Source organism: Streptomyces sp. PR69 (assembly GCF_026420845.1).
Taxonomy (GTDB): Bacteria; Actinomycetota; Actinomycetes; order Streptomycetales; family Streptomycetaceae; genus Streptomyces.
Window position 1 is genome coordinate 29,485 of record NZ_JAOWCB010000031.1, and the last position, 22,241, is coordinate 51,725.

A 22,241-nucleotide genomic window follows, 5' to 3' on the forward strand; every position below is an offset into this window, starting at 1 on the left:
GGAGCAGTTGCCGATGGGCGCAAGGAGACACAGGCGGCGCCGGGCCGGCGGTGTGACGGCGGCCGTGGCGGCATGCGCGGTCGCCTGTGCGGCGCTGTTCGGGTGCACGGCGGGCGAGCAGGACCGCAAGTCCTCCGGGCAGACGGCGGCGCAGAAGGCCGTGTCGCCGTTCACCGGGCTGACGGCGGAGCCGGGTCCGGTGCTCGCCGTCAAGATCGACAATGTGCGGGCGGCACGGCCGCCCACCGGGCTGGCCGCCGCGGACATCGTGTATGTCGAGCAGGTCGAGGCGGGGCTGAGCCGCCTCCTCGCCGTCTACTCCTCCGAGCAGCCGCCCTCGGCGGGACCGGTGCGCAGCGCGCGCGAGTCGGACATCGAACTGCTGCGGCAGTTCGGCCGCCCGGCGCTGGCGTTCTCCGGCGCCCAGTCGGCGCTGCTGCCGCTGGTCGAGGAGGCTCCGCTGTTCGCGCTGCCGCCGTGGGGTGCGCCGGAGGCGTATGTACGAGACGCCGGCCGGGCCGCGCCGCACAATCTGTATCTGCGGCCGGAGCGGGCGCTGGCGGCCGCTCCGGAGGCGGACCGGCCGCGGGACATCGGCTTCCGGTTCGGTCCCGCCCCGGCGGGCGGACAGCCGCTGGACGAGCACACGGTGAGCTTCCCGTCCGCGCGTTTCACTTTCACCTGGTCGCCTGAGCAGGAGCGCTGGCTGGTGTCGATGGACGGGGCTCCGGCGCGGGACGCCGACGGCGCGCGCCTCGGCGCGCCGACCGTGGTGGTGCAGCACGTGGAGGTCCGGGGCTCACAGTTCAGGGACCGGTCCGGCAGCGTCTCCCCGTACACGGAGACCGTGGGGTCGGGGACCGCTCTGGTGCTGCGGGACGGCCGGGGGCATGACGCCCGGTGGAGCCGGCCGGCGGCGGACGGCGGCACGGCGTTCACCACGCCTTCGGGGGAACGGCTGAACTTCGCCCGCGGGCCGGTGTGGGTGGTGCTCGCGGCCCGGTGAGTCTGCCGCCGCGCAAGGGCCGCGGCGCAGGGTCCGCCGCCGCTACACCGGGTGGCCGTCGTCGTCGGTGCGGTCGGCCTGGGTGGAGAACTTGGACAGGAACACGTCGTACCGGCCGTCGTCCCTGCGGGTGAGGGTCGCACCGTCCTGCCAGACGCCGTTCTCGTCCCACCACTGGCTGCCGGGCGGGTCGCCCTGGTTCTGGTGGATGTTGTGCATCCCGAGGCCGCGGTCGAACGGCTCTCCGTAGACGAGGACGGCTCTGCCCGGCACGAGGATCGGTTCCAGGGCGCGGGCGGCGTCCAGGTTGGAGCCGGAGATCCAGGGGCGCCTCGGGGCGAGCCTGTCCGCGAGCCCGAGGAGCCCGAGAAGTCTGCGGAGCCCGGGCGGCAGGGCCCGCGGTCCTGCCGCGGTGCAGCCGGGGCGGCGGCCCGAGAGCGCGGGATGCCGTACGAAGTCCAGGGCGCCGGACTCCGGGGTGCGGGCGAGATCGTGGCAGCCCGGCGGGAGGGCGGCCACAGGGCCGAGGACCGCGGCGGGAAGCGTGAGTGTCCGCCACTGCACACCGGTGGCGGACTGCTTGCTGTCAACGTCGACGGCGCACCGGTAGCGGCCGGCGGGCGCGTCGACCTCCAGATTGACGTGGAACCAGCGGCCCTGCGTGTCGGGCTCGTCGCGGAAGTGGCGGTGCAGCGTTCCGGACAGCACGCCGTAGCGGTCGAGTGGCACGGCGCTCAGTCAAGCACCGGGGGCCGACGGCCGCGGTGAGGCGCACCGGGGTGAGGGGCGGCGCGGTCATGTCCCCGCGCCGGCGTCCAGCAGGCGGGGGTCGGCCGTCTCGCGGCGTTCCGACCAGAAGGGTGCCGCCGTCAGCCGCCACAGCACCATGACGATCACGCCGACGGCGGTGATCCCGATGCCGATGACCAGCGGCGGGCCCAGGCCGAGCCAGGACTCCCCGCTGTAGGAGTTCGCGGGGTCGGACATATCGATGACGGACTCCGCCAGCAGCCAGACGAGCAGCGCCGCGCCGGTCAGCGGACCGAGGCCGACGAGGACGAAGGTGCGCGGGCTGCGGGTGAGAAGCCTGCGGTAGTAGACCGCGCAGGCCACGCCGGTGAGGGCGTAGTAGAACGCGATCAGCAGGGACAGCGCGGTGAGCGAGTCGAAGGCGGCGTTCTCGCTGATCTGGTTGACCGCGAGATACCAGGCGACGGCGATGGCGGCCACCCACCAGGTGCTGACGTCGGGGGTGTGATGGCGGTGGTGGATATGGGCGAAGTGGGCGGGCAGGGCGTGCCGCCGGGCCATGGACAGGGCGGTGCGGGAGGCGGGGATGATCGTCGTCTGGGTGGAGGCCAGGGCGGAGGTGGAGACGGCGATCAGCACCACCCAGTCCCAGCCTCCCATCACCTCGCCCGCCAGCAGGGCGAAGATCGTCTCCTCTTCGCCGGCGTTCTCGGCGAGGTAGGCGGCGCCCGCGTACGCGACGACGGCGAAGCCGGTGGCCAGATAGGTCACCAGCAGGATCACCGTGGACCAGATGCCGGCCTTGCCGGGGGCGCTGGCGGAGTTCTCGGTCTCCTCGGTGAGGTTGACCGCCGACTCCCACCCCCAGTAGATGAACACGCCCAGTAGCAGTCCGCCGGTCAGCGCCGCTCCCCCGGCCCCGAAGGGATTCAGCCACATCAGCTCCGGTTCGGCGGACCCGAGTGAGCCGGCGCCCGCGTAGACGCGGTACAGGGCGACGACCGCGAACACCAGAAGCAGCACGACCTGCGCCGCGATCAGCACGTCCTGCACGCGGGCGGACGCCTCGGTGCCGATCACGCAGATGGCCGTCATGACCACGATGAGCAGCACGGCGAGGGTCTGGCGTACGGCGTCGCTGTCCGCCCAGCCGTCCAGGCCGAAGGCGAGCAGGGCGAAGCGTACGGCGACGTCGGCGAGCGAGCCGATCACCAGCACGCCGGTCATGGTGATGGCCCAGCCGCCGAACCAGCCCGCCCAGGGGCCCATCGCCCGGGTGACCCAGGAGAACGTGGTGCCGCAGTCCTGGTCGGCCTTGTTGAGGTAGTAGAACGCGGAGGCGATGAGCACCATCGGCACGAACGAGGCGAGCATCACGCCGGGCGCGTGGACGCCGGCCAGCGCCACGACCGGGCCGATGACGGCGGCCAGCGAGTAGGCCGGGGAGGTGGAGTTCAGGCCGATGACCAGGGCTTCTGTGAAGCCGATGGCATCGGCCTGGAGCCGGTCGGGCGGGCTGGCGCGGGGGGCCTCTTCGGACACGTTCCCTCGCTTCGGTCGGGCGGCGGGTCCCATGGAACCGTGTCCGCGGGCGGTGCCGGGCCAGCGACGCGCGGGGGGCGGCTGGGCCCTTGGGCCGCGGCCGGGCGTCGCACTGGGGCTCCGCCCCAGACCCGTGCGGGGGCTCCGCGCCCGGACCCCCGCGCCTCAGACTCCCCCAGCCCCGTCCGGGGGTACCCCCAGGCGGGGCTGGAATTACCGGGCCTCACGCCTCAAACACCGGCCGAAGCCCGATCCCCGAGCCCCGCGCCTCATACGCCAGCGGGGCTGGAACTGCCGGGCCTCGCGCCTCGGGCACCGACCGAGGCTCTGCTTCCGGGCCCCGCGCCCGGGCCAGGGGCACGCATGTGGGCAGGCCCCCAGGGCAGGGGATTCGGGGTTGCCGCCCCGGCGGGGGCGTGGGGGTCACCACACGGTCGGGACCGTCGCGCCGCCGCCGCGGCGGATCGCGGCGACCACGGCGTCATGCAGGCGGCGGCTCTGCTCCGCGGTGTCGCACGACACGGGGCTCCCGGCCATGGTGAACCAGTCCGTCGCCCCGCTGTACTGCACCGCGATCTGCGCCTCGCCTTTCGACCAGGTGGTATGCACGGTCACATCGCCGGTCAGCACGCCGGCCTCGTCGGTGCGGACCCCTCCCGCTCCCGCGTACAGTCCCGTCGTCGTCCACGATTCCCAGCTCATCAGTGCACCTCACGCAGCCGCCGACCGAAGATCTTGTCTCCAGTCTGGCACTCCGCGCCGCTGTGCGACGATCACCGCCACTGGCGCGCGCGGGGAACTACCCTCGGGATCTGTATGTGATGGGGTGCCAGTTCTTCGGGGGGTTACGCGGATGGATCCCGCACTTGTGGTCGGACGGCTGTCTCAGCCGGTGGTCTCGCATCTGGTCAAGAAGCTCTTCGCCGGCGGCGGTCCGGGGGCGGGGCTCGTCGGCCGGCCCGTCCGCATCGCGCGGCTGGTGTCCTTCCGGGGCGAGAAGCGCACCCTGACAGAGGCCGATCTGCGCCGGCTGGCCGCCGAGCTGGTGCGCCGTGCCGTACACGGCCCGGGTGAGCCGCCCGTCGCGCCGGAGGAGGAGCCGGCCGTGGCCGATGCCGTGGCCCGCACGCTGCGGGCGATGGGCGAGATCGAGATGAGCGATGTGCAGGCCGTCGGGCTGCGGCCCGAGGAGTTCGCCCGGCATCTGCGCTCCTCGACGCCCGGAGCCGAGCGGGAGCTCAGCGCGGACGGGGCGCTGCTGTACGGGCTGCTGATCGAGGTGGCGTCCCGCCATGTGCTGGAGTTCTTCAGCAGCCGTTCCCAGTTCACGGCGCGGACACTGGTGGAGCACGGGCGGTTTCTGGCCGATCTGGAGCAGCGGTACCGGCGTCTGGCGGAGCGCGTTCCGTCGCCCGCCGGGGCGGACGCCGCGTTCGAGGAGCGGTTCGCCCGGGACACGGCGGTGCTTCACAACCATCTGACGATCTTCGGCATCGATCTGGCGCACTCCCCCGACACCTGGCCGCTGAGCACCGCCTATCTCGGTCTGCGGTGCGAGAGCGAGCCGGCTGGGGACGATGAGCCACAGGAGGCGGGCGCGGCGGTCCCGGCCGCTCAGGCGCTGTCCGGGCTGACGCGGATTCTGCTGCGGGGCGTGGCGGGTTCGGGCAAGACGACGCTCATGCAGTGGCTGGCGGTGTCCACCGCCAGGGGCGAGCTGCCCGAGCCGCTGGCCGGACTGCACCGCCGGGTGCCGTTCATGCTGCCGGTGCGGCGGTTCGTACGGGACGGCTTTCCCACGCCGGGAGACTTTCTGCGCGCCGTCGGCTATCCGGGGGCGGAGGCGCAGCCTGCCGGGTGGGCGGACCGGGTGCTGTCGGCAGGGCGTGGTCTTGTGCTGCTCGACGGGGTCGACGAGGCGCCGGAGAGTCAGCGCGAGCAGCTGCGGCACCGGCTGCGCGAGTGGACGGCCCTGTATCCCGGCAATGTCTGGCTGGTGACCTCGCGCCCGTCGGCGGTGCGGGAGGACTGGCTGGCGGCCGAGGGCTTCACGGAGCTGCGGCTCGCGCCGATGAGCCGGGACGACGTCGCCGCGTTCATCCAGCGCTGGCACCATGCCGCCCGGCAGGCGCCCAGCGCCGACGCGGAACGGCTGGAGCGCTATGAGCAGACGCTGATCAGCGCGGTGCGCATCACCCGTGATCTGGGGCGGCTGGCCACCAATCCGCTGATGTGCGGGCTGCTGTGCGCGCTGCACCGGGAACGGCGCGGCTATCTGCCCAAGGGCCGCAAGGAGCTGTACGACGCCGCGCTGTCGATGCTGCTGGAGCGCCGGGACCGGGAGCGTGCGGTGCTGGTGCCGACCGACGGGATCGATCTGCCGCGCCAGCCGAAGATCCAGCTGCTGCAGAAGCTGGCGCACTGGATGCTGATCAACGGCAGATCCGAGATGGACCGGGAGGTGGCCGTGGACATCCTGGCGCAGCATCTGCCGGCGGTGCCGGAGGCCGCCCGTCAGGGCGACGCGGAGCAGATCTACCGCCATCTGCTCAACCGGACGGGTCTGCTGCGTGAACCCGCGCCGGGCGCGGTCGACTTCATCCACCGTACGTTCCAGGACTATCTGGCGGCCGATGCGACGGTGCAGCGGCATGACTTCGGACTGCTGCTCAACCATGCGCATCTGACGGAGTGGGAGGATGTGTTCCGGATGGCCGTGTCGCTGTCGCGGCCCGACGAGTGCGCGGACCTGCTGACCAGGCTGCTGGCCCCGCAGCCGGGGCTGCGGGCCGCTGCCTCCCGTCACCGCAAACTGCTCGCCGCGGCCTGTCTGGAGCACGCCAGCGAGATCGACCCGGAGGTGCGGGCCCGGGTGCAGCGCTTCACCCGCGACATCGTCCGGCCCACCACTCCGGCCGCGGCGCGGGCGCTGGGCTGGATCGGCCCGATCGTGCTGGAGATGCTGCCCGATCCGGCGGCGGTCGGCGACGACGAGGCCCATATCCTCGCGATCACGGCCAGCTCGGTCGCGGACGACATGGCCATCGACTATCTCGCCGGGCTGCGGGACCGCACACGTCTGGAGACGCGCGCTCAGCTGGCGTACGCCTGGCGGCGGTTCGACACGGCCCGCTATGCCAGGGAGATCATCGCCCATCTGGACGAGCGGGATCTGTACTTCACGGTCACCGACCGGGAGGAACTGCGCGCCCTGGCGTCCCTCGGCGGCCGCAGCCGGGTCCATATCGCCGGGCCGCTCTCCCCCGAGGAGCTGACCAGGACGCTGCCGCGGGAGCGGGTGACGCATCTGTGGCTCGGCTATGACCTGGGCGGCTCGCTCGCCTGGCTGTCGGCCTTTCCGCGGCTGGGCACGCTGCGCGTCAGCCCTTCGTCGGCGCCCCGGGTGAGCGGTGTGCCGGAGGGCGTCGAGGTGGTGCAGAGCCCGCGGGGGTGAGGGGCGCGGGCGGTTCAGGCGGCTTCATACGGTCGCCTCAGCGTGCAGCCGCTCCCGCTTCCCTGACGGGGGCTCAGTCGGCGGCCCGCACGCCCAGTCCGGGCAGGATCTCGGCTCCGGGGAGCTGGGCCAGGGCGTTTCCGGGGAGGATCAGCTTGCCTCGGCGGCGACCGCTGCCGACGAGGACCCAGTCGACGGCGGCGACCGCGTCGTCGATGAGCAGCCGCCAGCCGGCGGGCAGTCCGACGGGGGTGATGCCGCCGTACTCCATGCCGGTCTCGGCGACCGCCGTGTCACGCGGCGCGAACGAGGCCTTGCGCGCCTCAAGGCGGCGGCGGACGGCGTTGTTCACGTCGACCCGGCTGTGGGCGAGGGCGAGACAGGCCGCGAGGGTGGTGACGCCGCCTCGTTTCGCGGCGACCACGACGCAGTTGGCGGAGTTCCCGGGCGACACATCGTATGTCTCGCAGAAGACGGCGGTGTCGGCCTTGTCGGGGTCGGTGTCCGCATACAGCGCGGATGCGGCCGCTTCCCGCTTGTCCCAGGTGCGCAGCGCCTCGGCCACCGGGCCGGCGAGGAGGCCGGCGGCGTCCAGGGCGGGGCTGACGGCGGTGAAGTTCCCGAACGGGGCGCGCAGGCTGTCGCTCATGGAGGGAGGGTAGCCGGTGTGCCGTGCGAGGGCGGATGGGTGGTCAGAGGCGGAGGTAGGGGGCCCAGAGCCGGTAGCGGCCGGCCCGCGGGGCGGTCAGCCGGGTCCATTCGCCGTCGGCCCGGACGGCGGCGCCGTTGTCCGCGCGCAGCCAGGGGGAATGGCGGACGCGTACGGTGACGGGGCCGGGGCGGTCGACGGTGAGGACCACTTCGGCGGGCGCGGCGCGGACGATGCGGCCGGATCCGTCGGCCAGCGGCGTCGCGCCGTCGACGGCGAAGACGGTCCAGTGGTCGTCGTGCCAGACCTGCCGCAGCCACGGGGGGCGGGTGGCGATGAGCGCGGCTTCGGCGGCGGCGGGGCCGTCGGGCCGGCCGGTGTGCAGGACGACATGGCCGACGGCCCAGCGGTCGAGCCAGGCGCGGTAGGTGCGGGCGTCGAGGGTGCCGTCGTAGAAGAGCCGTGCGCGTTCCACGTCGAGCTGGCGGTTCCAGCCGCGGGCGAGCTGGAAGCGGCGGGCGAGCAGCCAGGACTCGCGGTGGTCGCGGGCGGGCACGACCTCGATGCGGGAGCGGTGGGCGCCCAGGCGGCGCAGTTCCTCGGTCACCGCGCGGGTGTGGCCGGCCCAGGCCGGGACGTGTACGGAGTGGCGCAGATCGTCGGCGCATCTGCCGAGCGTCCATGCCGAACCGGCCAGGACGGCGGCGAGGAGGACGGCGGCGCGGCGTGCGGGGCGCGAGGCCGGGGCGGTGTCGGCGCGGGGGTCGCGGCCGGGTGCGGTGAGCAGGGCGGTGAGCAGCAGCGGCGGGCCCGCGACCAGCGCGAGCCGGTCGACGTTGGAGCCGACGGGTGTGGTGAGCACCAGCGCCAGGACGACGCCCGCGGCGTAGAGGGCCGCCCCGGCCCGTACCAGCGTCCAGGAGCGGGGCGCGGCGTGGAGCGTCGCGGCGCAGAGGAGAAGCGGGAGGGCCGCGGTGCGCAGGTCTATGGGCTGCTCACCCCAGTACGGGAAGGCGAGGGCGACGCAGAGCTGCACCAGCGCCACCGGCAGCAGCAGGGCCGCGGCGGCGCGGGGGCGGCGCAGCAGCAGCTGGGCCGCGCCGACGACCAGCAGAAACAGTCCGGCCACCGGGCTGGAGGCGGCGGTGAGCGCGCTGGCCGCCGCGCACGGCAGGGGCCTGCGCAGCAGCAGGCAGGCCCAGCAGGCGGCGGCCAGTCCCACGGCGAACGTGGTGCGGCCTGAGGCGATGTTGCACCACACGGTGACCGCGCCCAGGAGGGAGGGCCACAGCGGCGCGGTGAGCCGTGGCACGCGGCAGATCAGGCGGGTCAGGGCCCAGGTGGCGGCGAGGCCCGCGCAGACGGACACCGCCCGCACGCCTGCGAGGGCCATCAGATGGGGTGTCAGCAGGCTGTAGTTGGCCGGGTGCATGCCCCCGTACCACGACAGGTTGTACGCCCCGCCCGGATGGCGCCCGGCGAAGGAGGCCCAGGCGATCTGCGCCGCCAGGTCCCCGGCGCCCGTGGCCAGCCACCCGGCCCACAGCGCGTACAGCGGCACGGATGCCGCGGTGACCGACAGCGGCAGCCGGGCGCGGGCGAGGCGGCGGCGCGGCAGGCCGTAACGGCGCGGGCGGCGGGGACCCGGCAGGCGGGGGGTGTCCGCGGTGCGGGAGGCCCCGGTGGGCGCGGTGGCGGCGGGCTGGTTGAGCACGCGGCGACTGTAGGGGCGGCACAGGAGCCGCCCGGGGCCATCCGCGCCCGCGGCGGCATGTCACCCCTCCATCGGGTGAAGGGGCTTGCCCGCGGCCGTACTCGTGCGTACCGCACGGGCGGATGGTGACAGTTGTGACTGTCGGTCCTCAGCCGCCCCGTGCCACCGTCGTGTCGTCCGCAACCGCCGACCTGCCGCCGGCCGAAAGGAGTGTGCGTGGACAAGGGGTATGCCGTGTTCTGCGATGCGGACCGGCACTTCTATGACGCGCCCCACCGGCTGGCCTCCGTCTCGGGCGAGGGCCGTCACTCGGTGTACGCGGCGGCGCGGCGGCCGGTCCCGGAGGGCTGGCAGCGCCACCGGGCGGGCGACTGGCTCGCGCTGCGGCCGGCGGACTGCCGGCTGCCCGACCAGGGGTGGAAAATCCATGTGTCGGCGTGCCTGGACAACGCGGCGTCGGTGCTGGAGCGGGTGTGGGACCACTGTGTCGCCCGCGGCATCGCGTTCAAGTTCGTGCCCAGCCCCTATCTGCTGCACACGCGGAACGCCAAGTACGCCGAACGCAGCGGCAGCGGGAAGTTCATCACCGTCTACCCGGCCAACGACAGCCGGTGCGGCGTCGTCGCGGCCGAGTTGGACGGTCTGCTCGCCGGTGAGGAGGGCCCGTACATCCTCAGCGATGTGCGCTTCGGCGGCGGCCCGGTGTATCTGCGGTACGGCAGCTTCACCCGGCGGCACTGCTATGACGAGCGCGGCGAGCTGACCCCCGCCGTCCGGCGGCCCGACGGCACGCTGGTGCCCGATGTGCGCGGCCCCTCCTTCCAGGTGCCGGACTGGGTCGCCCTGCCGGCGTTTCTGCGTCCCCATGTCGAGGCCCGCGCCTCGGGCCCCCAAGTGGCCGGACTGCCGTACGCGATCGAGCGGGCGCTGCACTTCTCCAACGGCGGCGGGGTGTACGAGGCGCGCGACAAGCGCACCGGCGAGCGGGTGGTGCTGAAGGAGGCGCGGCCGTTCGCCGGGCTGGCGGCGGACGGCGCGGACGCGGTGCGGCGGCTGGAGCGGGAACGCGCGGCCCTGGAGCGGCTGTCGGGCCTGCGCTGCACACCGGAGGCAAAGGACGCGTTCGTCCTCGGCGACCACCGTTTCCTGGTGCTGGAGCATATCGCCGGCAAGCCGCTCAACTCCTTCTTCGCACGCCGCCATCCGCTGATCGACGCCGATCCCGGGCCGGAGCGGCTGGCGGAGTACGCCGCGTGGGCGGTGCGGGTGCACGGACTGGTGGAGGAGGCGGTCGAGGCGGTGCACGGCCGCGGCATCGTCTTCAACGACCTTCATCTGTTCAATGTGATGCTCGACGACGACGAGTCGAGAGCGGTGCTCCTGGACTTCGAGGCGGCCCGCCCCGTGGAGGAGGACGGGCGGCAGACCGTGGCCAACCCCGGCTTTGTCGCGCCGCCGGACCGGCGGGGCCTCGACGTCGACCGGTACGCCCTGGCGTGTCTGCGCCTGGCGCTGTTCATCCCGCTGACCAGTCTGCTCGCGGTCGACCGCGCCAAGGCCGCGCATCTGGCCGAGGCGGCGGCCGGACAGTTCCCCGTCGCGCGGGAGTTCCTCTTCCGCGGGGTGGAGGAGATCCTGCGGGAGCCGTCCGCCTCCCGGTCCGGCCCCCGGTCCGCCGTCCGGTCCGGCCGTCCCGCGCCGGAGCCCCCGGGGAGGCGGTATCTGCCGGCGGAGCCCGGCGACTGGCCGGCCGGCCGGGACTCCCTGGTGCGCGGCATCCTCGCCGCGGCCACGCCGGAGCGCGACGACCGCTTCTTCCCGGGCGACATCGCTCAGTTCGCCGCGGCGGGCGGCGGGCTGTCGTTCGGCTACGGCACGGCCGGAGTGCTGTACGCGCTCGGCGAGAGCGGGGCGCCGCGGTGCGACGAGGCGGAGGAGTGGCTGCTGAAGCGCACCGCGCAGCCCGAGTCGGGGACTCCGCTGGGCTTCTTCGACGGTCTCGCGGGGCTTGCCTGGACCCTGGACCGGCTGGGCCGCCGAGAGCGGGCCCTTCAGCTGGCGGAGCTCGTCCTCAAACAGCCGTGGGACGCGCTGGGCCCCGGTCTGCACAGCGGCGCCGCCGGCCTCGGGCTCGCGCTGGACTCGCTCGCCGCGTCCACCGGGGAACAGGCCCTGCACAAGGCGGCGCTGCGCTGTGCGGACCTGGCGGCCCTGCCGATGCGGCCGCACGGCCGGGAGGCGGCCGGGTCCGCAGGGGCTGCCGGGGCCGCGGGCGGGTATCGGCGTGCGGGGCTGCTGCACGGCGCGTCGGGTCCGGCGCTGCTCTTTCTCCGCCTGTACGAACGCACCGGCGACAGCGGGCTGCTCGACCTGGCCGGCGAAGCCCTCCGCCGCGACCTGGAGCGCTGTGTGACCGGCGCGTACGGCACGCTCCAGGTCGACGAGGGCTGGCGCACCATGCCGTATCTGGGCGCGGGCAGCGTCGGCATCGGGATGGTCCTCGACGACTTCCTCCGGCACCGCGCGGACGCACGGTTCGAGCAGGCCCGCGCCGAGATCGTGCGGGCGGCGCAGGCGACCTTCTGCGCGCAGCCCGGGCTGTTCCGCGGTGCGGCCGGCATGGTGCTGTATCTGAGCCGTACGACCGCGCCCGGCCCGGGCGCCGGCCCCGCCGATGTGCGACGGCAGATCGACGCCCTGGCGTGGCACGCGATGCGCTACCGAGGCCACCTGGCCTTCCCCGGAGAGCAGATGATGCGGCTGTCCATGGATCTGTCCACCGGATCCGCGGGCTGTCTGCTGGCGCTCGCCGCCGCCCTGGGCGACGGCGGAGCGCATCTGCCGTTCCTGCCGCCGCTGAAGCGGCCCCACAAGCCGGCCCCTCGCGGGGCCGAGGCAGAAAACACCGTCCCCACGTAAGGAGAGGAAACGACGATGACGCTTCTTGACCTGCAGTCCCTGGAAACCCCGAAGGAAGAGGCCGTCGGCGATGTGGCCACCGGCAGCCGCGCCAGCCTGCTGCTGTGCGGCGACAGCTCCCTGAGCGTCACCACCTGCAACTGACCCCGCATCGCCCGCCGCAGGTCCCGGCCCCTCGTCGGTCCGGGGCCTGCGGTCCGCCGTGCGGAGGCGACGACGCGACCGACGCAGACGCGAGGAGCGGCCCCACACCATGAGCGCACGCGAGGAGGCGGACGCACACGGCGCGCCGTCCGCGGACCGCCTGCTGCTGCGCGCCGCCCGGCACAGCGCGGGCCGCACGGCAGGCGTGTTCCTGTGCGCGTCGGCCTCCGCCGCCGTCTCGCTCGCCCTTCCCGCCGCCCTGGGCCACACCCTCGATCTGCTGCTGCGGCAGCAGCCCGGAGCGCGGACCTGGCTGCCGGTCTGCACGGTCCTTCTCGCCGCGGAGGTGCTGCTGGACGCGGCCCTCGCCTTCCTGTCCGGGGCGGCGGGCGCGCACTCGACGGCGTGGCTGCGGTCCGCGGGCGTACGGCGGCTGCTGGCGGCGGCGCCGGACCGGGCCGCGCGCTTCTCCCCCGGCGATGTGGCCACCCGCATGTCGGCGCACGCCACCGAGGCGGGGGCCGCGCCGGCCGCCGCGGGACAGCTCGCGGCGTCGGTGCTCGCGCCGTCCGGAGCGCTGATCGCCCTCTTCGTGATCGACCCGTGGACCGGGCTGGCGTTCACGGCCGGGCTGCCCGCGCTGGCGCTGCTGCTGCGCGCCTTCGCCCGGCACTCGTCCGACAGCGTCGCCCGCTATCAGCGCGTCCAGTCCGAGATCGCGTCCCGGCTGCTGGAAGCCCTGGGCGGGGCGCGGACGATCGCCGCCGCCGGGACGGCCGGCCGGGAGCGGGAGCGGATCCTCGCGCCGCTGGGTGAACTGGCCGTACAGGGGCGGCGCATGTGGCGGGTGCACGGCAGCGCGGTGGCACGCAGCGGTGTGCTGATGCCGCTGCTGATCACCGTGGTGCTGGCGGTCGGCGGGGCCGGTGTGGGCTCCGGCAGGCTCAGCGTCGGCGAGCTGCTGGCGGCCTCCCGTTACGCGGCTCTCGCGGCGGGCGCCGGCGCGGTCGCCGGGCATCTCGGAGCGCTGGTGCGCGGCAGGGCGGCGGCCCGGCGCACCGCCGAGCTGCTGGCGCTTGAGGCCGTGCGCTACGGGCGGACGCGACTGCCGCGCGGCGGCGCGGGCACGCTCGAACTGCGCGGGGTACGGGTGGAGCGCGACGGACGGCGGGTGCTCGACGGGGTCGATCTGCTGGTGCCGGGAGGCAGCACCGTGGCCGTCGTGGGGCGTTCGGGGGCGGGGAAGTCGACGCTGGCGGCGGTCGCCGGACGGCTGGCCGATCCCGACCGGGGCGAGGTGCTCCTCGACGGGGTACGGCTGGACCAGGTGGAGCACCGGGAGCTGCGGTGCGAGGTCGGGTACGCCTTCGAACGGCCTGTGCTCTTCGGCTGCGCCGTCGGCGACGCGGTGGCCTGGGGGGCCGAGACCGTCTCGCCCGCGCGGGTCAGGGCGGCGGCGCGGGCCGCGGGCGCGGACGGCTTCCTGCGGCTGCTTCCCCACGGCTATGACACGCCCGTCGGCCGGGTTCCGCTGTCCGGCGGCGAGCTTCAGCGGCTGGGGCTGGCGCGGGCCTTCGCCCATGCGGGGCGGCTGCTGGTCCTCGACGACGCCACATCCAGTCTGGACACGGCGACCGAGCGGGAGGTGGTCAGGGCGCTGGTGCGTCAGGTGCGTCCCGGCACCCGGCTGATCGTCGCCCACCGGCCGTCCTCGGCCGCCCGGGCGGATGCGGTGGTGTGGCTGGAATCCGGGCGGATACGGGCGGTGGGCGGGCACGCCGACCTGTGGCGGAACGCCGCGTACCGTGCCGTGTTCGCCGGTGACGACCCGGCTGCCGGTGACGGCGCGCTTCCCGGTGACGACGCGTCTCCCGGTGGCGGCGCGCTTCCCGGTGGGGATTCGGCGGAACGGCGGCCTGTCCCATGAAGCCGATCGCTGCCGCCCGGGCGGCGACGGCGCAGAAGCTCACCGTCACTTTGGCCCGCGGCCCCGGCGGCCTGGGCGCGGGTGCGGGCGGTGGCGGAACGGACGGCGGGCGCGGGGCGTCGGCCCGGCTGCTCCCGCAGGCCCGGCGTTTCCTCGCACGCCGCAAGGGCGTGCTGGCCAGGCTGGCGGTGTGGTCGCTGCTGGAGTCCGCGCAGACGTTCCTCGGCGGCTACTGTCTGGCGCAGGCCCTGGACCGGGGGTTCCTGGCGGGACGCACGGACGTGGGGCTGCTGTGGCTGACGGCCGCCGCGGTGGCGGTCCTGGCCGGGGGGCCGGTCGTGCGAGGGGTGTTCGCCCAGCTGGCGGAGCTGGTTGAGCCGTTGCGGGACGGTCTGGTCCGCAGAGCCGTGGCCGTCGCGCTGCACGAGGCGACCGAGGGCGGCGCGGCGCGGGCGGCGACGCGGGGGCACAGCGCGGTCGTCTCGCGGCTGACGCACCAGACTGAGATCGCCCGGGACTCCTTCGCCGGACTCGTCTTCACCGCCCGGTCGTTCGTGTTCACCGCCGCGGGCGCACTGGCCGGTCTGGTCTCGCTCGCACCGCAGCTGCTCGTGGTCGTACTGCCGCCGCTGGCCGCGGGACTGCTGCTGTTCCTCGCCACGCTGCGGCCGATGGCGGCGGCCCAGCGGCGGTTCCTGGACCGCGACGAGGCGTTCGCCGAACTGGCCGGGTCCTTGCGGACCGGGCTGCGGGACATCGTGGCGTGCGGCACGCAGCCCGCCATGGAGCAGGAGGCACAGCACCTGATCGGGCAGGCGGCGGCAGCGGCGCGGTCGCTGGCCCGCTGGGCGGCCGTCCGCACGCTGGCACTGGGCGTGGCCGGGCAGCTTCCCGTCCTCGTGCTGCTGGCCGCCACCCCGTGGCTGCTGGAGCAGGGCGTCACCGCGGGCGCGCTGCTGGGCGCGCTCGCCTATCTGGCGCAGGCGCTGCTGCCCGCGCTCCATGCGCTGATGACGGCGGTGGGGGCGGCGGGGGCGCGGCTGCTGGTGGTGCTCGACCGCCTGGCCGGTCAGCAGCCGCCCATGCCGGCGGAGGCCGGGGCCCGCGCGGCGGACCGGGGGGCTTCTCCCCCGCCCCTCCCCCTGTGCCCTGGGGGCGTGGGGGACCCCCACATCCCGCAACCGGGGGCACGCCCCCAGACCCCCCGTACGGCCTTCGGCCGTGTCCTCAAACGCCGGACGGGCTGGATCTTCCGGCCCGTCCGGGACAGTTCGAGGCGCGAGGGGCCGCGCAGTCCGGCTTCGTCCGGGGGTACCCCCGGACGAAATCCGGAGCAGACTGAGGCACGGGGGTCCGGGGGCGGAGCCCCCGGAAACGGGGTCCGGGGCGGAGCCCCGGCGGCAAGCGGCCCGGCGGTCGAGTGCCGGGCGGTGACCGTGTCGTACGGGCCGCGTACCCGCCCGGTCGTGAATCGTCTCGATCTGACGGTGCGGGCCGGCGAGCACCTCGCCGTCGTGGGGCCGAGCGGGGCCGGCAAGTCCACGCTGACGCATGTGCTGTCCGGACTGCTCACCCCTGACGAGGGGGCCGTATGGCTGGCGGGAGAGCCGGTCGACGCCATGACCGCGGCCGAACTGGCGCAGCGGCGTGTGCTCATACCGCAACAGGCGTATCTGTTCACGGGCACCGTCCGTGAGAACCTCTTGCAGCTGAACCCCGACGCCTCCTCCAGCGACGGGGCAGCGGCCGTGGACGCCCTGGGGCTCGGCCCGCTGACAGCCCGCATCGGCGGTCTGGACGCCATGCTCGACCCGGCTGTGCTTTCCGAAGGCGAACGTCAACTGCTGTGCCTGGCGCGGGCCTACGCCGCACCCGCCCCGCTGCTCATCCTGGACGAGGCCACCTGTCATCTCGATCCGGCGGCCGAGGCGCGGGCCGAACGTGCGCTGGCCGAACGGCCCGGAACGCTGCTGGTGGTGGCGCATCGGCTGTCGTCCGCCCGCCGCGCGGACCGCGTTCTCGTACTGGACCCGGCGGGGGCCGTGTGCGGCACGCACGAGGAGCTGCTGCGCCGGTCGGCCCGCTACCGCGAGCTCTTCGCCCACTGGCAGGGCGGACCCTGAGCGGGGGCGGGCCGGTCACATCCAGCCCGCGCTCTGGGAGATGCGGATCGCGTCAACCCGGTTGCGCGCGCCGACCTTGCGGGTGGCCGCCGCCATGTAGTTGCGCACCGTCCCGCGCGACAGATGAAGCGAGACCGCTATCTCGGCGATCGACGCCCCGTGGGCCGCCTGGGTCAGCACGGCGAGCTCCCTCGGGGTCAGCGGCATCTGGGCGGCCTGCAGAAAGCCGAAGGCGAGCGATTCGTCGATGAACCGCTCGCCTTGCGCGACCTGGTGGACGGCCTGCAGTAATCGGCGCGGCGAGCCCTGCTTGTCGACGTACCCGACCGCGCCGGCGTCGAAGGCACGCCGCAGCGTGCCGGGGCGCTGCGGCGCGGCGAGCACCACCAGGGCGCCTGCGGTGCGGCGCGTTCCGGACCGGTCGGCCACCCCGGCGGCGGCCGCGGCTCCCGTACCGGCACCCCTACCGGCTCCCGTACGGGCGCCTGGGAGGGCCGCCGCCCCCAGGCAGTCGGCGTCCGCGACGCAGACGTCCACGTTCCCGTCTCCGCCCCCGTCCCCGTCCCCGTCCGCGGCATCGCCGCCGCGCCAGGCGGCGTCCCAGGAAGCGGAGGAAACCTCCAGCGAGCAGTCCGACGTGAGCAGGGCTTCCAGCGCGGACCTCAACAGCCGCTCCTCATGCACAACCAAGACACGGATCATTGCCATCCCTTCGCGTCTGCAACGCAGTTATTGTGCAGACCGCGGCGACCGCCCGCGACCCCGCACCACCTCCTGCCCAGGCCGACCCGGCCGCAACACATCGATCCGTGTGACCACATGCACACACAGCGGAGCGGCGGCCTCGTGGCGGCTGCCGCGCGTTCCGCCGGTTCCGGCATGGGGGCTGTTTGCCGGATCGGCAAAGAACATTGCTCTGCCCAGGAGAGTGAGCGCACCATCTCCGCATCTTCGGAAACGGAGGTACGGCGCATGATGGGATGGAATGGGAGCAATAGTGATGAAAACCTCACAGGATGGCGAGAAGCGCTACGACGTCGTGGTCGTGGGCGGCGGGGCGGCCGGTCTCAGCGGGGCGCTGACGCTGGGGCGTGCACGGCGGTCGGTCGTGGTGGTGGACGCGGGCGAGCCGCGCAACGCGCCTGCCGAAGGCGTGCATGGCTATCTGGGCCGGGAGGGTGTCGACCCGCGTGAGCTGCTGGCCGCCGGGCGGGCCGAGGTGCGGCGCTACGGCGGGGTGTTCCGGGATGCGTCGGCCGTGGCGGTGGAGCGCTGCGACGACGGAGGGTTCCGGATCGCCCTGGACGACGGGGGCGCGGTGCACGGCAGGCGGCTGCTGGTGACCGCGGGGCTGGTGGACGAGCTGCCCGAGGTGCCGGGGCTGGCCGCGCTGTGGGGCAAGGACGTGCTGCACTGCCCGTACTGCCATGGCTGGGAGGTGCGGGACCAGCCGGTCGGGGTGCTGGCGACGGGGCCGCTCGCGGTGCGGCAGGCGCTGCTGTGGCGGCAGTGGAGCGAGGATGTGACCTACTTCCGGCACACCGCGCCCGAGCCTGACGAGGAGCAGTACGAGCAGCTCGCCGCGCGGGGCATCGGCGTCGTGGAGGGCGAGGTGGCGGCGGTGGAGACGGCTGCCGGCGGCAGGCTGAGCGGAGTGCGGCTGGCGGGCGGAACGACTGTGCCGTGCCGGGCGCTTGCCGTCGCCCCGCGTTTCACCGCACGGGTCGGCTTCCTCGCCCCGCTCGGGCTGGAGCCGGTCGAGCAGGAGTCGAACGGCCATGTCATCGGCAGTGCCCTGGCCGTGGACGCCTCGGGGGCGACGGCCGTCCCGGGCGTATGGGCAGCCGGCAACGCCGTCCAGCTGATGGAGCAGGTCGTGGGCGTCGCCGCGGCGGGGGCGCGGACCGCCGCGGCCGTCAACGCGGACCTGGTCGCGGAGGAGACCCGCCGGGCCGTGGCCGCCCGCCGCGGGCCGTTCTCCCCGGAGAGCGAACGGGCGGTGTGCGAGCGGGTGCTCGGGGCCCGGCGGCACGGCCTCTGACCGCGCGCGGCCGGCGGTGAGACGCACGGTGCGCTGCCGACGGCCCGCCGCTCGGCCCATGGGCGGCGCACCGGTGCGGTCGTGGTCATCCGCTTTCCCCGGCCTGCCGCTCCGCCGCGAGCCCGGCTGGGCGGCCGCCGCTCTGGCTCAGCATGTCGACCAGGCGGAGGACCTCCATCGGGAGCGGGAAGATGAGGGTGGAGTTCCGCTCGCTGGAGATCTCGCTCATGGTGGAGAGGATGCGCAGATGCATCGCGGCCGGGTGGCCTTCAAGGCGTACCGCCGCGTCCGCCAGGGTCTCGGCGGCCTCGAACTCGCCCTTGGCGTGGATGACCTTGGCACGCCGGTCGCGCTCCGCCTCGGCCTGGCGGGCCATGGCCCGGCGCATGGCCTCGGGCAGTTCGACGTCCTTGACCTCGACCAGGGTGACCTTGACGCCCCAGGGGTTGGTGACCTCGTCGATGATCTGCTGGAGCCGCTGGTTGATCTCGTCGCGGTTGACCAGCAGCTCATCCAGGTCGACCTGGCCGAGGATGCTGCGCAGCGTCGTCTGGGCGATCTGCGAGGTGCCCTTGACATGGTCTTCTATGGCGACGACGGAGCGGTTGGGGTCGACGACGTTGAAGTAGGTCACGGCGTTGACGCGCACGGTGACGTTGTCCTTGGTGATGACGTCCTGCGGCGGGATGTCCATGGTGACCGTGCGCAGGGAGACCCGTACCAGCCGGTCGACGACGGGGATGATGAAGAACAGCCCCGGTCCTTTCGCGCCGATGATCCGGCCGAGACGGAAGATCACCCCGCGCTCGTACTCGGGCACGATCTTCACGGACATCATCAGCAGAAGCAGCACGATGAGGGCCGCGACGGCGATGCCTGTCCAGGCGGCGTTCATGACGGACTCTCCTTCGGGTGTGACGGACTCCGGCCGGGGGGAGGCGCGGGTTCTACGACGAGATCCAGGTCCTCGCGGGCGACGACGCGCACCCATGCGCCGTTCACCAGGGGGCTGCCGTCGCGGCTGCGGACCGTCCACCAGGCCCCTTCGAGCAGCACCTGGGCCCGGTCGCCCCGGGCGGCGGCGACCGTCGCCTCCTGGCCGATCAGCACGTCCCCGCCGCTGGTGACGGGGGCGCGCCGGGCCCGCCAGGCGAGGCGTCCCGCGAGGAGGGAGCCCCCGCCGACGACGAGGGCGGTCGGCCACAGGACGGCGGGGTCGACGCCCGTCTCGCCGCGGAAGAGGAAGACGCCGGAGAGCACCAGGGCGACGGTTCCCCCGGCGGCGAACACTCCGACGCCGGGTGTCAGCACCTCTCCGGCGAAGAGCGCCGCGGCCAGTCCGAGCAGGAGCAGGCCGGCCGCGTTGAACGGCAGCACGCTCAGGGCGACGAAGCCGAGGATGAGCAGGACCACCCCGATGATGCCGCCGAAGCCCATGCCGGGGCTGGCCAGTTCGTAGATCACGGCGAGGGTGCCGAGCGACAGGAAGAGAAAGGCCAGTTCGGGGCTGGCGAGGAATTGCCGTATCTCGCCGAAGAAGCCGAGGTCGTACTCCTCGATCTGCGCGCCCTCCGTGTGCAGCACGGTCTGCTGGCCCTGCGCGAGGGTCACGGTCCGTCCGTCGACAGCGGCGAGCAACTCGGTGCGGGAGGCCGCGGTGATGTCGGTGACGCCTCGCCGCAGCGCCTCCCGGTCGGACACGGAGAGCCCGTCGCGGACCATGTCGTCGGCGAACTCCACACTGCGGCCGCGCTGCTCGGCGATCGCGACGGCGAACGCGGCGGAGTCGTTCACCACCTTCTCGCTGGCGGTCTCGCCCTCGCCGGTGACGGGTGTCCCCGCGCCGATGTGGGTGCCGGGCGCCATGGCCGCGATATGGGCGGCCATGGTGATGTACGCGCCCGCCGACGCGGCGCGCGCTCCGGAGGGGGTGACGTACACGATCACGGGGACATCGGCGCCGAAGAACCCCTGGACGATCTCCCGGGTCGAGGTGAGGAGCCCGCCCGGGGTGTTCAGCTCGACGAGGAGCGCCGCGTGGCCCTCGCGCTCCGCCTCGCGTATGCCGTCCTCGATATGGGCGGCGATGACCGGTGTGATGGTGTCGTCGACACGGGTGGCCAGGACGGTGGGGCGGTCCTGCGGCTGTGCGGGGCGGTCCGCGGCGGCGGGCAGGGCGAGCAGACAGACGAGCAGCGTCAGCAGCGCCCGCACGGACAGCCGCAGGGCTGCCGGCGTGAGGCGCGCCGGGGCCGGGCATTGCTGCTGCACGGTGCCCACCGTCCTATCGCCGGGGATGGGCGGGTACCCGTGCGAGGTGGCGGCATGCGGACGGTGGCGTACGGGCGGGGCCGGCGGGGCGTGCGTGTCGGGGGCGTACGGGCGGGCGGGGCGCGGTCAGTCCGGTACGGAGGCGCGGCGGTGGGGGACGTAGCCGTAGGCGAGCCCGACGGCCAGCGCTCCCCGGTCGCCGCGAGCAGCACGGCGGCCGGGCTGACGCTCCGGTGCAGCAGCCACGCCCCCAGCAGTCCGCCGGTGAACATCGCGCCCGCGGCGGCCGCCCGCCTGCCCTGATGCCGGGGGCCGGAGGGAGTCTTCGCCGTGGACGGGGCGCGCGGCGGGACGCTGAGGAAGGCGGTGAGGGTGCTGGTGACCACCACCGTGGGCACATCCCGCACCCGGGCCCTCATGGCCGCGACCGCCTGCAGGCCCATGGCCGCGGCCACGGTCGCGGTCACCGCGCAGTGCCTGGGGGTCAGGGTGCGGCCGGCCGCCTCGATGCCCCAGCCGGCCAGCCCCGCGACGCCCAGCAGGGCGGCCTCCGCGCACAGGGCGCCGATCAGCCAGCGGTGTCCGCGGGCCTCGGTGCGCGCCATGAAGCGGGTGCCGAGGACCACTCCCGTCGCAGATTGCCGGTCTGCACGGCGGTGAAGACGGGGCCCAGCACCAGGAAGCTGACGGCCTCGACGACGCCGGTGGTCACGGTGAGCGCCACCATGGCCGAGGTGAGGGCGACGCCGGCTGCGGTCTCATATCGCGGAATCTACGGCCGCCGGCGCAGTGCGGCCAGTCGTGATCCGCTGACCGTCAGTGATACTTCTGGACTTTGGCGCTCCGTTCCTCTCAGCATGGGAGCGTCATGTCCCTGTCCCGAGCTGTCGCCGCCTCTTTCGCGAGCGCGCTGGTCATCGCCCTCGCGGCGTGTTCCGGCGGCCGCCCCGCAGACGGCGAGTCCGCCGCGGCGGCTCCGGCCGCGGTGGCTGCCCCACCGGCTGACGGGCCTTCTGCCGCGCCGTCTCCGGCTGCGGACGCCGCGGCCGCCGCGGCCCTTCAGGACCGGAAGCCCTCTGCCGAGCCGAGCGGCTCCGCCGACCCGCGCACCCAGGCCGCGTCGCTGTCGATACCCGCGATCGGGGTGAAGGACCTGCGGGTCGTTCCGTACGAGGGCACGACCGACGACTGGCCGGGCACCCGCATCCAGGACCGCGGCGTGGCCGCGAGCCCCTACGGCGACGGGGGCGGCGTCGGCCCTGGCGAGACGGGCAACTACCTGGTCACGGCGCACCGGCTGTCGGCAGGCGGCCCGCTGCGCGATCTGCCGTCGCTTGACGAGGGCGACATGGTGTACGTCGAGTTCGACGGCACGGTCTACGCCTACGAGATCACCGAGACCCGTACGACGTCGTTCCGGTCGGAGCGCTCGCTGGCCGAACAGCGGGCCGCCGTGCCCGGCTTCCCCGGCGAGAAGCCCACCGAGGCGATGATCACCATCTCCACCTGTGCGACGCCGGAGGACGATGCGGCGGGTAACTTCTGGCGGGATGCCAAGGGGAATCCGGAGCATCGGATCGACAAGGTCGGGGTGCTGCGCGAGTAGGCGGTGGCCGGTGGGTTTTCCCCCCACCCCGCCCCTTCCCGTAACCGGGGCTCCGCCCCAGACCCCGTCTCCCGGGGGCTCCGCCCCCGAACCCC

Annotated in this window: 18 protein-coding genes; 8 read left to right on the forward strand and 10 right to left on the reverse strand. The window is 74.2% G+C overall.

Translation table 11 applies throughout. The features are described 5' to 3' along the window. Positions 1 to 13 precede the first annotated feature (13 nt). Positions 14 to 1,006, forward strand: a complete 993-nt coding sequence (locus OF819_RS23650) for a DUF3048 domain-containing protein (protein WP_267245637.1) — start codon at positions 14 to 16, stop codon at positions 1,004 to 1,006. A gap of 42 nt (positions 1,007 to 1,048) precedes the next feature. Here the strand turns inward: OF819_RS23650 and OF819_RS23655 are convergent, their stop codons facing one another. The 3 genes from OF819_RS23655 to OF819_RS23665 all read right to left on the reverse strand — a co-directional run bounded on the left by OF819_RS23655 (position 1,049) and on the right by OF819_RS23665 (position 4,000). Continuing rightward, the gene (locus OF819_RS23655; protein WP_267245638.1) at positions 1,049 to 1,735 is read right to left on the reverse strand and encodes a DUF2278 family protein; all 687 of its coding nucleotides are present in this window, start codon (positions 1,733 to 1,735) and stop codon (positions 1,049 to 1,051) included. Positions 1,736 to 1,801: 66 nt separating this feature from the next. After that, on the reverse strand, positions 1,802 to 3,331 hold the full coding sequence (locus tag OF819_RS23660) for an APC family permease (RefSeq protein ID WP_416370611.1): 1,530 nt from the start codon (positions 3,329 to 3,331) through the stop codon (positions 1,802 to 1,804). A 390-nt stretch (positions 3,332 to 3,721) separates the two neighbouring features. Beyond that, on the reverse strand, positions 3,722 to 4,000 hold the full coding sequence (locus OF819_RS23665; RefSeq protein WP_267245640.1) for a hypothetical protein: 279 nt from the start codon (positions 3,998 to 4,000) through the stop codon (positions 3,722 to 3,724). 151 nt (positions 4,001 to 4,151) lie between these two features. Between OF819_RS23665 and OF819_RS23670 the strand changes: the two genes are divergently transcribed. After that, positions 4,152 to 6,752 (forward strand): NACHT domain-containing protein, encoded by a 2,601-nt coding sequence (locus OF819_RS23670; protein WP_267245641.1) that lies wholly within the window; start codon positions 4,152 to 4,154, stop codon positions 6,750 to 6,752. Positions 6,753 to 6,825: 73 nt separating this feature from the next. Here OF819_RS23670 and OF819_RS23675 read toward each other — a convergent pair whose 3' ends face one another. Beyond that, positions 6,826 to 7,401: a YbaK/EbsC family protein gene (locus tag OF819_RS23675; RefSeq protein ID WP_267245642.1), complete on the reverse strand. Its 576-nt coding sequence runs from the start codon at positions 7,399 to 7,401 to the stop codon at positions 6,826 to 6,828. A 43-nt stretch (positions 7,402 to 7,444) separates the two neighbouring features. Beyond that, positions 7,445 to 9,115, reverse strand: a complete 1,671-nt coding sequence (locus OF819_RS23680) for a hypothetical protein (protein WP_267245643.1) — start codon at positions 9,113 to 9,115, stop codon at positions 7,445 to 7,447. A gap of 216 nt (positions 9,116 to 9,331) precedes the next feature. Between OF819_RS23680 and lanKC the strand changes: the two genes are divergently transcribed. From lanKC to OF819_RS23700, 4 genes are all read left to right on the forward strand, one after another. Continuing rightward, positions 9,332 to 12,034: a class III lanthionine synthetase LanKC gene (gene lanKC / locus OF819_RS23685; RefSeq protein ID WP_267245644.1), complete on the forward strand. Its 2,703-nt coding sequence runs from the start codon at positions 9,332 to 9,334 to the stop codon at positions 12,032 to 12,034. Positions 12,035 to 12,049: 15 nt separating this feature from the next. Then, positions 12,050 to 12,178: a SapB/AmfS family lanthipeptide gene (locus tag OF819_RS23690; RefSeq protein WP_267245645.1), complete on the forward strand. Its 129-nt coding sequence runs from the start codon at positions 12,050 to 12,052 to the stop codon at positions 12,176 to 12,178. A gap of 109 nt (positions 12,179 to 12,287) precedes the next feature. Further along, on the forward strand, positions 12,288 to 14,105 hold the full coding sequence (locus tag OF819_RS23695) for an ABC transporter transmembrane domain-containing protein (protein WP_267245646.1): 1,818 nt from the start codon (positions 12,288 to 12,290) through the stop codon (positions 14,103 to 14,105). Further along, positions 14,102 to 16,228 (forward strand): ABC transporter ATP-binding protein, encoded by a 2,127-nt coding sequence (locus tag OF819_RS23700; RefSeq protein ID WP_267245647.1) that lies wholly within the window; start codon positions 14,102 to 14,104, stop codon positions 16,226 to 16,228. The genes OF819_RS23695 and OF819_RS23700 overlap by 4 nt, the downstream gene beginning before the upstream one ends. A gap of 15 nt (positions 16,229 to 16,243) precedes the next feature. Here the strand turns inward: OF819_RS23700 and OF819_RS23705 are convergent, their stop codons facing one another. Further along, positions 16,244 to 16,930 (reverse strand): DNA-binding response regulator, encoded by a 687-nt coding sequence (locus OF819_RS23705; RefSeq protein WP_323748961.1) that lies wholly within the window; start codon positions 16,928 to 16,930, stop codon positions 16,244 to 16,246. 298 nt (positions 16,931 to 17,228) lie between these two features. Here OF819_RS23705 and OF819_RS23710 point away from each other — a divergent pair, with 298 nt between their 5' ends. After that, complete coding sequence (locus tag OF819_RS23710) at positions 17,229 to 18,269, forward strand: NAD(P)/FAD-dependent oxidoreductase (RefSeq protein WP_267245649.1); 1,041 nt, start codon at positions 17,229 to 17,231, stop codon at positions 18,267 to 18,269. Positions 18,270 to 18,354: 85 nt separating this feature from the next. Here OF819_RS23710 and OF819_RS23715 read toward each other — a convergent pair whose 3' ends face one another. The 4 genes from OF819_RS23715 to OF819_RS23730 are packed head-to-tail and all read right to left on the reverse strand — an operon-like array spanning position 18,355 to position 21,267. Next, positions 18,355 to 19,164 (reverse strand): slipin family protein, encoded by an 810-nt coding sequence (locus tag OF819_RS23715; RefSeq protein WP_267245650.1) that lies wholly within the window; start codon positions 19,162 to 19,164, stop codon positions 18,355 to 18,357. Further along, on the reverse strand, positions 19,161 to 20,540 hold the full coding sequence (locus tag OF819_RS23720) for an NfeD family protein (protein ID WP_267245651.1): 1,380 nt from the start codon (positions 20,538 to 20,540) through the stop codon (positions 19,161 to 19,163). The genes OF819_RS23715 and OF819_RS23720 overlap by 4 nt, the downstream gene beginning before the upstream one ends. Then, on the reverse strand, positions 20,468 to 21,145 hold the full coding sequence (locus tag OF819_RS23725) for a DUF1275 family protein (RefSeq protein ID WP_267245652.1): 678 nt from the start codon (positions 21,143 to 21,145) through the stop codon (positions 20,468 to 20,470). Before OF819_RS23725 ends, OF819_RS23720 begins: the two co-directional genes overlap by 73 nt. After that, positions 21,109 to 21,267 (reverse strand): DUF1275 family protein, encoded by a 159-nt coding sequence (locus tag OF819_RS23730; protein ID WP_267245653.1) that lies wholly within the window; start codon positions 21,265 to 21,267, stop codon positions 21,109 to 21,111. The genes OF819_RS23725 and OF819_RS23730 overlap by 37 nt, the downstream gene beginning before the upstream one ends. Before the next feature lie 141 nt (positions 21,268 to 21,408). Here OF819_RS23730 and OF819_RS23735 point away from each other — a divergent pair, with 141 nt between their 5' ends. After that, positions 21,409 to 22,146 carry a class E sortase gene (locus tag OF819_RS23735; protein ID WP_267245654.1) on the forward strand — a complete coding sequence of 246 codons (738 nt, stop codon included), beginning with the start codon at positions 21,409 to 21,411 and terminating at the stop codon, positions 22,144 to 22,146. The last annotated feature ends 95 nt before the right edge of the window (positions 22,147 to 22,241 follow it).

What these genes read in the sequence shown, in the direction of transcription:
- OF819_RS23710 (WP_267245649.1), top strand. Translation starts at nt 17,229, where the DNA reads ATGAAAACCTCACAGGATGGCGAGAAGCGCTACGACGTCGTGGTCGTG.
- OF819_RS23650 (WP_267245637.1), top strand. Translation starts at nt 14, where the DNA reads ATGGGCGCAAGGAGACACAGGCGGCGCCGGGCCGGCGGTGTGACGGCG.
- OF819_RS23670 (WP_267245641.1), top strand. Translation starts at nt 4,152, where the DNA reads ATGGATCCCGCACTTGTGGTCGGACGGCTGTCTCAGCCGGTGGTCTCG.
- OF819_RS23705 (WP_323748961.1), bottom strand. Translation starts at nt 16,930, where the DNA reads ATGATCCGTGTCTTGGTTGTGCATGAGGAGCGGCTGTTGAGGTCCGCG.
- OF819_RS23690 (WP_267245645.1), top strand. Translation starts at nt 12,050, where the DNA reads ATGACGCTTCTTGACCTGCAGTCCCTGGAAACCCCGAAGGAAGAGGCC.
- OF819_RS23675 (WP_267245642.1), bottom strand. Translation starts at nt 7,401, where the DNA reads ATGAGCGACAGCCTGCGCGCCCCGTTCGGGAACTTCACCGCCGTCAGC.
- OF819_RS23700 (WP_267245647.1), top strand. Translation starts at nt 14,102, where the DNA reads ATGAAGCCGATCGCTGCCGCCCGGGCGGCGACGGCGCAGAAGCTCACC.
- OF819_RS23660 (WP_416370611.1), bottom strand. Translation starts at nt 3,331, where the DNA reads ATGGGACCCGCCGCCCGACCGAAGCGAGGGAACGTGTCCGAAGAGGCC.
- OF819_RS23730 (WP_267245653.1), bottom strand. Translation starts at nt 21,267, where the DNA reads ATGGTGGCGCTCACCGTGACCACCGGCGTCGTCGAGGCCGTCAGCTTC.
- OF819_RS23715 (WP_267245650.1), bottom strand. Translation starts at nt 19,164, where the DNA reads ATGAACGCCGCCTGGACAGGCATCGCCGTCGCGGCCCTCATCGTGCTG.
- OF819_RS23695 (WP_267245646.1), top strand. Translation starts at nt 12,288, where the DNA reads ATGAGCGCACGCGAGGAGGCGGACGCACACGGCGCGCCGTCCGCGGAC.
- OF819_RS23735 (WP_267245654.1), top strand. Translation starts at nt 21,409, where the DNA reads ATGTCCCTGTCCCGAGCTGTCGCCGCCTCTTTCGCGAGCGCGCTGGTC.
- OF819_RS23725 (WP_267245652.1), bottom strand. Translation starts at nt 21,145, where the DNA reads ATGGCGCGCACCGAGGCCCGCGGACACCGCTGGCTGATCGGCGCCCTG.
- OF819_RS23665 (WP_267245640.1), bottom strand. Translation starts at nt 4,000, where the DNA reads ATGAGCTGGGAATCGTGGACGACGACGGGACTGTACGCGGGAGCGGGA.